Source organism: Sulfurimonas paralvinellae, from assembly GCF_014905135.1.
GTDB classification, from domain to species: domain Bacteria; phylum Campylobacterota; class Campylobacteria; order Campylobacterales; family Sulfurimonadaceae; genus Sulfurimonas; species Sulfurimonas paralvinellae.
The window spans coordinates 947592-960567 of record NZ_CP041406.1; the positions used below are offsets into that span (position 1 = coordinate 947592).

A 12976-nucleotide genomic window follows, 5' to 3' on the forward strand; every position below is an offset into this window, starting at 1 on the left:
TAAAAATATCCTATGTGCTTTTTACATATCTGGGATATTTTGCATTTTTAACACTTGTTTCAAATATCTTTTTGCTAGAAGCTCCCGAACTCAATTACTATATAGTATATTATATAGTAATTGAGTTTTTTATAGTGAGTCTGCTATGAAAATAAAATTTATAATTTTACTTTTTGCATCAGTCTGGCTGGCACTTCTTGTACGTGTTTTTTTTCTTGCTGTAGAGTCCAACAGTTACTACTCAAGACTTTCACAGCAAAATACAATAAAGCATGAAAAGATAGCACCGGTTCGCGGAGAGATAGTCGATACAAAAAACAGACCTATAGCCATAAACAAACTGGGCTTTAAGGTACAGCTTGCACCACATCTACTGACCAAGAAATATAAAAATGAGTTTGAAGAAGAGGTTGCGATTTTAACAAAACTGCTGCCATCACTTGACAAAGAAAAAATCATTAAAAATTATAAAAAGAAAGATTCCTTTTATAATCACAATTTTATTGATGTTGTACAGTTTATTCCTTATGAAGAGATGATGCCTGTATACTCGGTACTCAATCTAAGAAAAAATATGAAAATAGTTTCTGCACCAAAACGCTATTATCCTTACAAGAATATAGCTGCACATATGATAGGGTATGTAGCACGCGCAAACCAAAAAGATATTGATAGAAATCAAGTACTGGATCTTATTGGTTATACCGGTAAAACAGGTATAGAAAAATATTACAATGATTACCTGCAGGGAAATCCGGGTGAGCGTGAGATAAAAGTGAATGCGAATAATCAGGAGATAGAACAGTTATCCTACAAAAGTCCGCAGGAAGATAGAAAGCTGACACTCAGCATGGATATAGAATTACAAAAGTATATATCTTCGCTCTTTTTGGGAAGAGTCGGTGCTTTTGTCGTTATGAAGGTTGACGGCTCCATTCTTGCTGCAGGAAGTTTTCCAAACTATGATCTGAATATATTTGTAAACGGTATGAGCTATAAGATGTATAATAAGCTCTCATCAAGTCTGGATCACCCTTTTACAAACAAATTGACGCATGGGCTCTATCCTCCCGGATCGTCTATTAAACCGCTTTTAGGCCTTTTGTATATTACCACGAAGCTAAATGAACGATGGAGTGTGGACTGTCGTTCAAATTTACGAATCGCCAATAGAACTTTTCGCTGTTGGAAAGCAAAAGGTCACCGTCATACGGATATCGTAAAAGCTATTCGTGAGAGTTGCGATGACTATTTTTACGAAGGCAGTCTTATTCTAGGTAATGAGGCTATGAGTAAAGGCCTTAAACGTTATGGTTTTGGTGAAAAGACGGGCGTTGATATGCCCAATGAATTCATCGGTGTAGTGCCGTCACGTTTATGGAAGCTTAGAAAATACAATCGTTCCTGGAACATTGGAGAGACGGCTAATATGTCGATAGGACAAGGGGACTTTCTTGTAACTCCATTGCAGATCGCACGTGAGACAGCTTTAGTAGCAACCGGAAAACTTGTGACACCGCATTTTGCGAAATATATTGGCGATGAACCTTATAAAGTGAAATATAAGGATGTATTGACACAAAAAGAGAAGAGAAAACTTCCTATTATACGTAAAGCAATGTATCAGGTCTGTAACTCCCCGCATGGGACGGCGACAAATTATTTAAGTTCAAAAGTGACAATATCTGGAAAAACCGGAACGGCACAGGTGATTGGAATTAAACAGGATATAGAAAAAAGAAAGCTTGAGCATGAACTCTCTTACTATAACCGTTCTCATGCATGGTTTACAACCTATGGACCTTCAAAGAAACCACAGTATATTGTGACTGTTATGGTAGAGCATGGCGGGCATGGTGGACATGCCGCCGGTAAGATTGTCTCAGATATATACAATAAGCTGTTGGAGCTTGGGTATATTAAGAAGCGTTGATTTTCCCTTTGGAAAACAGAAGTACAATGTAAAAAACAAAGCTAATGTAGGGAATAAATAGCAAAATACTCCACCATCCTGATTTCCCCATATCTTTAAGTCTTTTAATGCTGAGAACCACCATAGAATAGGTGCATAAAAGTATGATAATAAGTGCCATTGCATAGCTGATCGGTTCAAATGGATTGATTTTGAACAAGATCATGACTATACCAATAAGAAATGAGAGAACCCCCAGGGTATTTATCATTAAGCTGCGACGAAAAAATGTACCTCTGTCTATGGTGCTGTTTGTAAGGAAATACCTTCGGATAACATTATCTTGATCGATATTTTTATATTTAAAAAATTTTCTAGCTATGAAAATATCAAAAGGTTCCAAATCAAAAGGCATATTTACAAGAAATAGAGCAGCTTCAAGATATCGGCTCTTATCAAAGTCAATATCTACCTCTCCATTGTAAATAGCCTGATTCGAATAAAAACTTATATACTCTATTAGATAGCTGTTCTCAGGCATTAATGTTTGAATGTAACGTGCATATTCCTGTAGCGTAAAGTTTGCTTTTTGCCCTTTATGAAAATGGCTATAATATTTTTCTACTTCTTTATAAGCGGCGATAACAAAGTCTACATTGTTTTTTTGAGCATGTTTTTCTATACGGTTTTTTGCTGTATATGTCCAGAAATATTTTCTGGCATAATACAAAAATACAACTAAAAAAGAGAAAAAGATTACAACAAGTGGTATCAATTGTGTTTTGGTAAGCAGTCTCTCTTCTATCTTTTTGTCTGTTTTTTCTCCTTTAAAAGGGATATCGTCCGCTGCGTGAAAACTGACCCAGCCTATCCCTTTGACAAAGACTTCAGTCCATACTGCTTTGTTTTTACTTTCAATCAGATAGGAGTGTGTGGCTAGATTGTACTCTCCAGGAGCATAACCTGTGACAAGTCTGGCGTATTCACCTGTGGAACGAAGCATAATGACAAGGGCTGAATTAAACTGCAAAGCGTTTCCTGTTTTTGTCTTAAAAAGCATTTCTGAGAGTGTCTGATTTTGTATCGGGCTGTTTATGGAAGCGTGTTGGTAAAAGTAGTTCATTTTAAAATAGTTGATTATACTTTGCGCTTTTTCAAATGAATTATCCCCTCTTTTTGTAATATATCTGGCCAATTTGTAGATCTTTGGATCAGAATGATATCCCGGTCTGGAGTATGCCTTTTTGTACCAGACATCAGCATAGCTGATAACATCGTGTCTATAATATTTATCTCTTTCTACGCATGCCGTATAATAAGTGCCGGTTTCAAGTTGTGACGGAGCATAAATGGTTCTTGCGGCATCTTCATAAAAGGTGTCCGATGGAAACTGTAGTCTCAGCAGACCTTCAGGAGTGTATATAATGGGTTTTCCGGAGAGCTTTCCTTTGACAGTAATGGTGTAGTTGTCACTCTGTTTTGTAAAATATTCGTTGTAATAAAATTCATTGGGCTTAAAAGGCCGTGTTCGCTTTTGCCATTTTTTGCCATTCCAATAATCATAATAGTCTCTACTGTTTCGTTGAATGGTATACATTTTTGTCAAAACTTTTTTCCAGCTTTTTCCGTTAAATGATGCATAGGTTTCACCGCGTAAAAATCGTGCCTCTTTGCCTTTTACCTTAAAGAGTATTCTGTTTGAACTTTTGCTTGAGCCATCACGTATGCTGGAATAATAAGCCCGTTTGTTCTTCTCTTTTAATTTTCTTTCGAAAATAATGTTATGTTCTTGATCTGTTTTGAGTGAAGCAGTTGAGTGTTTCATATTGCTATGAAAAGGCAAGGTGAGCGAAGAGTGCGCTGTTGTACTGCCATCTTTTGTGTAGCTAGGCAGGTCTGTGACCCTTTCTTTATGATCTTTGTTCTTTGTATTGCTCTCTCCGCTTACTCCCTTATACTCTTTTTTACCGCCAAAAGGCAAAATACCATAGTGTATAGCTTTTGGCTGCGGCAATAGATAGTATAAAAGGGCAGTTAAAATAGAGACCACTATAAGAAGTGTAAAAGTCGTTCCGAAAAAATGTGTGTTTGTTTTATAATTATATGCAGTGTGGAGTTGCAATCTTGCAGTGTAATACTCAGCTACAACTACGGTGAGAAAGGAAAAAGTAAAGAGTATGATACTCACAACTGAATATTTGTTGGAGATGATGGAACTTGCATACAAAAAAAGTAAGAATGAAAAGATTAGAAGATATGCCAACATCCTTCTCTCACGCAAGGAGATATTTACCCCTGTTATGACCGAAAGCGAAACAATCAATATACCGATATCTGAGTTATAGTTCATAAAGTAACGAACAGAAAAGGCTATACCTATGAGCATACCAATATAACCGATATTTTTTATGGTCTTAGCATGTTTTTCGGCAAAAAACCATGAAAGCAGCAGCGAAGCTGCCAAAAGAAAAAGAATAGCAGCTGTAATAATGCTGTTTCCGGCATATATGTCATTAGAGACCATAAAGGCCGGGATGGCTTCACAAAAGAAAAGGGCGATGTAGAGTGTCGGTGTTTTCAAAGAAACATCCTTTGGATGTCACATCCTTTTTTGAGTGTGTATTTATTATATTTCGGGTGATTGTTCAAAGTGAAATTTTCATCGGTTTTATTATTTATAAAACTCTCTGCCTGAATATCAAACAAAACAGGTTTTGAGGACCTTGCACTCAAAAGATCTATGTTTTGTTCCACTTTACCGCTTCCATTGTCAAATAAAATAAGTGTACCGCCTTTTTTAAGACCATGAAAGTATTTTACTGCATCAAGATAGCGTACATCTCCATTGCCTTTGACATGGGCTAAGGCCTTGAGTATTTCCATCTGATTGTGTGACCCTTTGATGTCAATGAGCTTTATTTCCTCTTCATCTTTACCGAAGATACTCACGCTGTAGCCATTGTCAAGACCATAAACAGCGAGCGATGCGGCAATGCTTATGGCATATTCGAGTGTTGTCTCAGTAAAAGAACCTCTATTGAACTCTTTATCTAAATCAAGCATTATAATTAAGCTCGATGATAAAAAATCCTGATACTCTCTTACGATGAGTTCACCTTTTTTTGCACTGCTAGGCCAGTGAATATGGCGTGGAGAATCGCCACGTTTATATTCTCTGATAGATACAAACTCTCCTTCTCCTCCTTTTTTCTTGCTTTTGTTCTCTCCATAAAGCATAGCATACTCATCGCTTATAAAAGGAAAGTGAATTACTTCCAGTGGTTTTGGATAGACAACAATCTCGCCTTTTGTCTCTTCGAAGGTTTTGCTGAAAGTTTGAAGCCCCATAGGAAATCCTGTTTGTATGATTAGAGGACCTATTGAATGCACACCGCGCAGCTCTAGTGACAACTCGCTCTTTATTGTCAGTTTGCTATTGAGTACTTTTACAAAAAACATATGCTTTTCATTGGAAGAAAATGGTGTTGGCAGCCAAAGTTCAAGAAAGAACTTGTTAAAAAAATTAGCTGAGGAGAGTTCTATACTTATAGGCATGGATTTTCTCTGCTGAGCATATTTTGGATGCTTCAAAGACGCATGAATCCCCAGTAGATTAAAATAGGGTGCTATCAAAGATAAAATGAGCATAGATAAGGAGAGTTCAGCTATAACATAGAGAAGCTCAATACCTCTGTTCACGGCAATCAGATAGATGATGACAAAGGTTGTAAATAGTAGTATGACGATTTTATTTTTTGCAAAGAATTGCAGCATTACTTGGGAACTTCTATCTTTGCCAGTACATCAGCGATGATGTCTTCATTTGTCAAACTTGCGCTGTATTGTGGTTTAATAACAATGCGATGAGATAAAACAGGTACGGCAATCCTTTTGATGATATCGGGGTCGACAAAATCTTTTTTTTCTACAAGAGCAAAAGCTTTTGAAGCGTGCATTAAAGCAAGTGAACCTCTCGGACTTGCTCCGTAAGCCAGAGAGTTGTGTTTGCGAAGTGCCTGCATAATTAATGCGATGTACTTTAAGACGATTTTATCTATTTTAATATTGAGGACTTGTTTTTGCAGCTCCAAAAGTTCCTGTGACGATATAACGGGCTTCAGGTTCTCTATTGGATGTTCTTTTTCCTGCATCTGCATGATTTCTATCTCATCTTCTACCGTTGGATAACCCATGCCGATTTTCATAAAAAAGCGGTCAAGCTGTGCTTCTGGAAGCGGGTAGGTACCATGGAACTCTATCGGGTTTTGTGTAGCTATTACCATAAAAGGAGAGGGGAGTTTATATGTTTTTCCATCTACAGTAACTTGCTCCTCCTCCATCGCTTCAAGCATACTTGATTGTGTTCGCGGTGTAGTACGGTTTATCTCATCAACTAAAAGGATATTTGTAAAAATTGGCCCGGCTTTAAATTCGAAACTTCTTTCCTGTTCATTATAGATAGAGACACCCGTAATGTCCGATGGCAAAAGGTCGGGAGTACACTGGACGCGTTTCAATCGTGTACTTATGGATTTTGAAAGTGCTCTTGCAAGGATGGTTTTTCCCAATCCCGGAGTATCTTCTATGAGGATGTGTCCTTTTGCCAAAAGAGAAACAATAAGCAATTTGATAGGTTCCTCTTTGCCGACTATGACGCTTTGTATATTTTTAATGAGTTTATTTAAATTATGTGACATCTATTTTTTCCTTTTATATTTTACTGCCAAGCAGTAATAGCTTGAGATATTTGTTCGAGTTCTGTATCAGAGTAGCGTACCACCTGTCCCTTCATAACGCCTTTCATAGGACCTCCGTAAGTGCCGTTTTTGTAGCCTTTTAGGGCTTGATAGATATCTTTCTGCGACATATTTCTAACAATTTTTGATTTACCTAAAGCAGCGCGGGACCAGTTTTGCCCATGACAGGCAAGACAGCTTTTTAATTTTGGAATAATGGTGAGATTATTGCTTTTAGCGATTATCTTTTTTTGCTTCATTTCATTTTTTTTGGAAACTATGAATTGGTTGTTGAAAAATGAAAAGGAGTCAAGAGAGTTTTGATTTGTTTTTTCTATTTCTCTTCCATCTAGATCTGTTATTTCTAAAATAAATTGATTATGCTGGGCATTGTTGGCATCTGTTTGCAGACGAAGATACCCAAAGAGAAGATGATTGTTTGTTGTGTCTATGGAAACTGTAGCCAGTATTTTCTTCTCTCCGTTAGCCGGTATGATGATTTTTTTATCGGAACCGTCTAGGTTTGCGCTGTAAACATCATTGTCTGCCCAGATGACTCTATGGTTGACGTTATCCACAACAATGCCTGCAGGGCGATTTGAAGAGACTACTTTTTGTAGCTCTTTTGTATTTAAATTAAGCGTAACAATCTGATGATTTGTTCCGTCGCTGATATAGAGTTTATCGTCAGCATCATTATAAAACAAGCCTTCAACAGAACGCAAGAGGGCTCTGTTTGAAAAAAGTATGGTCTTGTTATTCCCGTTGAAATCAGAAGAGACAATATCGTGATGTTTTCTTTGGGTATTCCACTGTGCAGAGTAGATTTTCTCTCTTTTGTTGTCAATCGCAAGACCGGCTGCTAAAATTGGTAATGCCATTATTCTTCTACTGTTTGTTCCGTCCAGATTCGCTTTAAATAAGCCAGGATCATTTACTCTGTTTACCCAGTAAAGCGCTCCGTATTTATCTACATTACAGGCCATTGTTTGTTTATTAAAAATATCAACTACTTTTGTTTGATTGCTAATGTCTTTCGTATTGGATAGGTAAATCCCGTTATACTCAACAAGACAAAGGTTGTATTTTGATTGTACAGTAGCTGTTTTTTGAGAAGTTCTGTTGTTATCATTTTTTATAATGGAGCTGATTTTTTTATCATTAGCGATGTAAAATAAAATAACAAGACCGGCAGCAGACGTCAGGATGTTGAAATAGGGTACTTTTCTTTTGGAAGTTCGTTCAGACTCTGTTGCTTTTTCAACACTCTTCTTTTTAGGCTGCTTTACTGCTCTTTCTTTGGGAGATTTTATGCTTGTGTCGGCTAAAACTTTCAGTGCATCTCTGAGTGTACTTATCACTACTTGGTTATTGTATGGATTATCTTCTATGGAGAGCAGATCCCAACCATCATCTGATTTGTAGAGCTTAATCTCTATATTTGTGTCTCTATAGTGAAAGATCCAGATAACTTCAGAGTCGCTCAGTTCTTTTACCGGAAGCAGCCAATTCCCTGTACTCTTATCTATGGTCCAGTGATGTTCATACGCACCGTTTGTATGGTTATATTGATTCCAGAGTTCATCTAATTGAAACTTGCTTGCGTCGCTTTGTGATACATTTTCATTTATAAACATTACTATTTATCCAAAGATTTAAGATACGTGAGAACACGCTTATAGGGTTATATTTCTAAGTTTGGTACTTTGGAAGCTGTTATGTTCTCTATCGCCTCGACTTCTTGTATCTTATTTTCCAGTTTTTGGCTGATATCTCGCATGACGGAGACTTCTTCTTTTGCCTGCTTTAATGCTTCTGACTTTAATGTATTTATTTTTGTCATAGCTTCATCAATATGTGCAAATGCTTCTTTAAGTGAAGCGACATTGAGCGTTGCTTCTCCTGCTTTTTTGTAGATTTCCGTTCCTTGTTCGTTCATACGTTTTGCATTGCCTACGATAAGCTCATTGGTAGCTTCTTTTGTTTTTTCGACCGCTTCGATGACATTCTTTTGGTTCTCAAGGGCTACCAGCATACTGACACCTATCTCAAGCGCTCTTTTTGTTACGACTTTGACGTTGGAGATGTTATCTATAAGCTCCCAGTTCGTATTAATAATAAAATCGTTTGAAAGAAAACTCTCCTGTGTCACTATAAGAATTTCGTAGATGCTTCGTATCTTTTTTTGAAGATTTAACATAAGATTGTTTACATAAAACTCTTTTTCTTTTTCATCAAGATTTTCTATGTTTTCTTCAATTGCATTGATAACGTGCTGCATGACAAGAGCTTTTCTCTGCAGGTTGATAGCTGCTTTTTTATAGCGTTCTTTATCGTGCTGTAGAACAACGTTGTCGTCACGAAGGAGCTTCTCTCCCTCATCAAGAGAGTTTAAAATCTCATCTATAAGCTCTGAAGCCGATTTGAATTTTGTGAGATATCTGTTTATTGGTGTGCCTATGAACGGCAGCATTGAAAAAAAGCTTTTTGCAGAGAGGTTGTGTTTGTTTGGATTGATGTCGGATATCTCATTACTGAGCGTCACAAGTGTTTTCGCAATATCATTAGACTGCGTATCATCTATTGACTGCATATCTGATATTTTACTTCCAAGAAGCTCTGATGAGTTCTCAAGTGACTCAACATCTTCAAGTGTTACGCTCTCAAGAATACCTCTAATCTCACTTTTGTCTTTTCCTTCAAAAAATCCCAAGAACTCTTTTGCTTTTTCTTTAATGCTTGCAAGCTCGTCAGAAGAGAGTTTATCTTCAAAAACAGTCACCTCTTCTGTATTCGTTATTTCATTTTGTCCAATGGATTTTTTAATGTCCGTCATATGTTTTTACCTTTTTTTGATTTTACTTACTATTTGGGTTGAGTGCTCAAACTCATTGAGAAGCATATCTATCTTTTTATCATTGTTGTTTTTACTCATAAGTTCTTCTATCAGGTTTTCCAAGCTCGCTTCTATAGCAACATTTTGTTCTATGTTCTTTTGAATTTCACTTTTGTAGAGCTCTCTCTTTGTTTCGTCTGAGCTTAGAGAGAAGGCTTTTGTCAGTCTATCTTTTATTTTTAAATTTTCAAGATACAAAGAGAGGGATGTATTGGCAATATTGACAACCCTTACAGTCAGTAAACTTTTACTAGAAAATTTTTCTTTCATAAAAGCAGTGATAAGATCAATTTTTGAAAAAATATTGTCTTTGATGTCAAGTCCGTATTGCAATGTTGCATTATGCCGCAACAGTTTGTATTTCTCCTCTTCTCTTGCATAGGCATAGTTTTGTTTATGTTTTTTAAAAAGGATATAGCATAGAACAAAACATAGAATGCTAAAGAGTGACAACACATTAAATATACTGATATCAAAAGATGATAAATTTAGAAACATAATGGATAAAGCATAACTGTATACTACGGTAAATGATGCTAAAAAAGCATACAGCAAAAGCCGCTGCCGTCTAAAAAAATATAAAATCAGGTCCAAAGTATAAACATCCAATATGAAAATTCGTTTATTCTAACATAAGAAGTTTTAAGTTAATGTTATAAATATTTTGATACTATCCTTTTAGTTATGAAGCAGGGATAAAATATGATTGATTATCAAGAGGCATTTAAAAAAAGAGTTTTTATCTTATTTTTACTGATTCTTATTATAACACCAATCACCGTTATCTATTTGGGTAAAAAGAGCAGCACCCTAAATGAGAAAGCTCCCGGCTTGTCTGTAAAAAATAGTTTCGCACTTCATTTACGGGGGTCTGTACAAGATATAAAGCTTTCAAAAAACTCAAAAACCGCATATACAGCAGCAGGAAGCAGAGGCATTTATATACTCGATGTTGAGAACTCAATGAAGCCAAAGCTGATAGGGCAGTTTAAATACTTCAGTAACTCCTATGACAAAGCCAGAAGCGTAGAACTTGCAGAAGAGAGAAATATGCTTTTTGTCAAAGATGCACAGGCAGGCATATATAGTATTGATATAACAAATCCTGTAGAACCCAAACTCCTAGATACCTATAAATCAGAAAATCCTATATATGCCTTTTGTCTCTCAGAAGATTTAAAAACTATTTACATAGCTGATAAAAAAGGGATTGCAGTTGCAGATATTCAAGATCCTGATGCTATCAACGTAATTGCTTATCACAGTATAGAAAAAAGATATATCAATCTCATTGAGGTCAACAAAAATACGCTTTATCTTTTGTGCGAAAGCGGCATAGATATTCTATACACAGATGGATCTCAACCGGCAAAGCTGATCGGTAGTTATACAACAGCCGGTGATGCAAAGAAAATGACACTTTCAAAAGACAAAACAAAAGCATTTGTTTCAATCGGAAATAGCGGCGTAGAAATATTAGATATTGCCAACAAACTATATCCAAAACCTCTTGGAATATTTAAAACGTCTGCCGCTGCAGATAAAACAATAGTATCAAGAAATGCAAAGATCATTTATGTGGCTGATACCAATGGAGATATTGAGATAGCAGATATTCAAAACCCCGACAGCGGGGAATTGTTACAAAAGATAAGAACTAAACTATCTGCTCAGGAAAAATTATGGGATATTGCTTTGTCTGTGGATGAAAAGAAGCTTTTTACAGCTTCAGGTATTGAAGGTGTAAGAGTTGTCAAGCTGAAATAGTCAATGACTTTATCAGATTGAGTGTGTGATAAAAAGCGCCAAAATAGTCAATAAAAAGATTCCGCCGGCTTTGTTATAGATTTTATTTGCTAAAATAAAGAGCAGGGCAATGGATGCTGATGCTAAGATCATAATATCATAATTTGTTGCCTGCAGGTCAATAGTAAGCGGGTTTATAAGTGCTGAACCGCCAAGAACCATAGAGAAGTTGGCGACATTAGAGCCGATAATATTGCCGATGCTCATCTCTGCATTTCCTTTTTTCACAGCGACAAGCGAGACTACAAGTTCCGGAAGCGATGTACCCAAAGAGATGAGAAAAAGTCCGATGATCCACTCGCTGACACCGAGTGAATGGGCAATGTTCGTTCCACTCTCAACAACATAGTTTGCACCGCCGATAGTGAAAAGAAAACCTATACTAAGCAGCAGGATACTTTTTGGCCAGTTAAATTTTTCTTGTTCGAGATCTTCATCTATTTCACCTTCTAAGTCATCTTTTGAACTACTAAAGAGAAACAGAAGGTACGACACCATCATGAGAAGAAATAAGACACCGTCAAATCGGCTGATTTCTCCGTCTTGGATCATGATGTAGAAGATGACAACAGGAACAATGACCCAGGCGCTGTCTTTTGCAAAAAGGTTTCTTTGTGGGTTCATCGATTTTGCTATCATGAAGACAACACCAAGAACAAGAGAGATGTTAAATATAACACTACCGACGACATTGGCAACGGCCATATCGCTTTTACCATGGTATGATGCCATCATAGAGGCTGCCATTTCAGGAAGGGAAGTTCCAAAAGCGATGAGTGTCGCACCGATGACAAAGTGTGAGATGTTAAAATGGAGTGCAATTCTTTCACTCTCTTTTATGATGAAACCTGCGCCGTAAATGAGTGCAGCCATAGCTGCTAAAAATACAATATAATCCATAATCAGCCCTCAGTTCTTACTATTAAACTTTTTGGAAGTTTGAATTTACTAATGAGTTCTTCTTCCTTTGAACGCATCTCTCCATCGTCACATTCATGGTCATAACCAAGCAGATGCAGTAGTCCGTGGATAAACAGCAAGGAAAATTCGTCATCTTCTTCATGTCCAAACTCTTTTGCTTTGTTTTGAACATGATCCACTGAAATAATAATGCTTCCAAGCGGTGCCATAGGCATATCTTCATATGGAAAACTAAGAACGTCAGTTGGTTTATCTATATTTCTGTACTCTTTGTTGATCTCTTGAATCTTCTCATTGGTAGTGACAATTAATTCTATCTCTTTATCTGTCAAATCAGAAACGATCTGTTTTAAAAAATCTTCATTAATTGTGTATGTTGTTTGGTTATCTATATCAATCATAAGTGAAATTATAGCGAAAGAGAGGTGTTAAAAGTAGGAAAATTAGGCAGTAAGGTTAATATTGCCGCCAATTCCTGTTTTTTGTGCAGTTACCTGCTGTGATTGTTGCTGTGCACTTTCTAAAATCTGTTCCATTTGTTTTTTTTGAACATCCATGGATTTTTTCATTACTTCTATAGATGCTGATTGTGACGTACCGGCGGATGAACTGCTATTAGATGAAATTTCCATTGCAAATCCTTTTTTATAAATTATCTTTACTCATTTTATTGTTATTTATATTTAAAAAAGATTAAAAAAATAT

At 36.5% G+C, this 12976-nt stretch carries 11 protein-coding genes; 2 read left to right on the top strand and 9 right to left on the bottom strand.

Features of this window, described 5'->3' with window-relative positions; translation table 11 throughout:
* The first annotated feature begins 145 nt into the window (after positions 1-145).
* Positions 146-1933 (top strand): penicillin-binding protein 2, encoded by a 1788-nt coding sequence (gene mrdA / locus FM071_RS05010; RefSeq protein ID WP_193111918.1) that lies wholly within the window; start codon positions 146-148, stop codon positions 1931-1933.
* Here the strand turns inward: mrdA and FM071_RS05015 are convergent.
* Genes FM071_RS05015 through FM071_RS05040 form a run of 6 tightly spaced genes read right to left on the bottom strand, consistent with a single transcriptional unit; the run spans position 1920 to position 10042 of the window.
* Positions 1920-4493: a transglutaminase domain-containing protein gene (locus FM071_RS05015; protein WP_193111919.1), complete on the bottom strand. Its 2574-nt coding sequence runs from the start codon at positions 4491-4493 to the stop codon at positions 1920-1922. The two genes, mrdA and FM071_RS05015, sit on opposite strands and share 14 nt — an antisense overlap.
* A complete protein-coding gene (locus FM071_RS05020; protein ID WP_193111920.1) occupies positions 4490-5686 on the bottom strand; it encodes a DUF58 domain-containing protein in 1197 nt (398 codons plus the stop codon). The genes FM071_RS05015 and FM071_RS05020 overlap by 4 nt, the downstream gene beginning before the upstream one ends.
* Positions 5686-6609 (bottom strand): AAA family ATPase, encoded by a 924-nt coding sequence (locus FM071_RS05025; RefSeq protein ID WP_193111921.1) that lies wholly within the window; start codon positions 6607-6609, stop codon positions 5686-5688. The genes FM071_RS05020 and FM071_RS05025 overlap by 1 nt, the downstream gene beginning before the upstream one ends.
* 20 nt (positions 6610-6629) lie before the next feature.
* Complete coding sequence (locus tag FM071_RS10720) at positions 6630-8285, bottom strand: hypothetical protein (RefSeq protein WP_226960591.1); 1656 nt, start codon at positions 8283-8285, stop codon at positions 6630-6632.
* A gap of 47 nt (positions 8286-8332) precedes the next feature.
* A complete protein-coding gene (locus FM071_RS05035; protein WP_193111922.1) occupies positions 8333-9484 on the bottom strand; it encodes a toxic anion resistance protein in 1152 nt (383 codons plus the stop codon).
* A 6-nt stretch (positions 9485-9490) separates the two neighbouring features.
* Positions 9491-10042, bottom strand: a complete 552-nt coding sequence (locus FM071_RS05040; protein WP_193111923.1) for a hypothetical protein — start codon at positions 10040-10042, stop codon at positions 9491-9493.
* Between the two features lie 204 nt (positions 10043-10246).
* Between FM071_RS05040 and FM071_RS05045 the strand changes: the two genes are divergently transcribed.
* Complete coding sequence (locus FM071_RS05045; protein WP_193111924.1) at positions 10247-11311, top strand: LVIVD repeat-containing protein; 1065 nt, start codon at positions 10247-10249, stop codon at positions 11309-11311.
* Between the two features lie 12 nt (positions 11312-11323).
* Here the strand turns inward: FM071_RS05045 and FM071_RS05050 are convergent, their stop codons facing one another.
* From FM071_RS05050 to FM071_RS05060, 3 genes are read right to left on the bottom strand one after another with little or no spacing between them, the layout of a single operon-like run.
* Complete coding sequence (locus FM071_RS05050; RefSeq protein WP_193111925.1) at positions 11324-12250, bottom strand: calcium/sodium antiporter; 927 nt, start codon at positions 12248-12250, stop codon at positions 11324-11326.
* 2 nt (positions 12251-12252) lie between these two features.
* The gene (gene ybeY, locus FM071_RS05055; protein ID WP_193111926.1) at positions 12253-12672 is read right to left on the bottom strand and encodes an rRNA maturation RNase YbeY; all 420 of its coding nucleotides are present in this window, start codon (positions 12670-12672) and stop codon (positions 12253-12255) included.
* A gap of 42 nt (positions 12673-12714) precedes the next feature.
* A complete protein-coding gene (locus FM071_RS05060) occupies positions 12715-12903 on the bottom strand; it encodes a putative motility protein (protein WP_193111927.1) in 189 nt (62 codons plus the stop codon).
* Between the last annotated feature and the right edge of the window lie 73 nt (positions 12904-12976).

Coding starts and splice junctions, on each gene's coding strand:
- mrdA (WP_193111918.1), top strand. CDS start 146: ATGAAAATAAAATTTATAATTTTACTTTTTGCATCAGTCTGGCTGGCA.
- FM071_RS05020 (WP_193111920.1), bottom strand. CDS start 5,686: ATGCTGCAATTCTTTGCAAAAAATAAAATCGTCATACTACTATTTACA.
- FM071_RS05025 (WP_193111921.1), bottom strand. CDS start 6,609: ATGTCACATAATTTAAATAAACTCATTAAAAATATACAAAGCGTCATA.
- FM071_RS10720 (WP_226960591.1), bottom strand. CDS start 8,285: ATGTTTATAAATGAAAATGTATCACAAAGCGACGCAAGCAAGTTTCAA.
- FM071_RS05035 (WP_193111922.1), bottom strand. CDS start 9,484: ATGACGGACATTAAAAAATCCATTGGACAAAATGAAATAACGAATACA.
- FM071_RS05040 (WP_193111923.1), bottom strand. CDS start 10,042: ATGTTTCTAAATTTATCATCTTTTGATATCAGTATATTTAATGTGTTG.
- FM071_RS05045 (WP_193111924.1), top strand. CDS start 10,247: ATGATTGATTATCAAGAGGCATTTAAAAAAAGAGTTTTTATCTTATTT.
- FM071_RS05050 (WP_193111925.1), bottom strand. CDS start 12,250: ATGGATTATATTGTATTTTTAGCAGCTATGGCTGCACTCATTTACGGC.
- ybeY (WP_193111926.1), bottom strand. CDS start 12,672: ATGATTGATATAGATAACCAAACAACATACACAATTAATGAAGATTTT.
- FM071_RS05060 (WP_193111927.1), bottom strand. CDS start 12,903: ATGGAAATTTCATCTAATAGCAGTTCATCCGCCGGTACGTCACAATCA.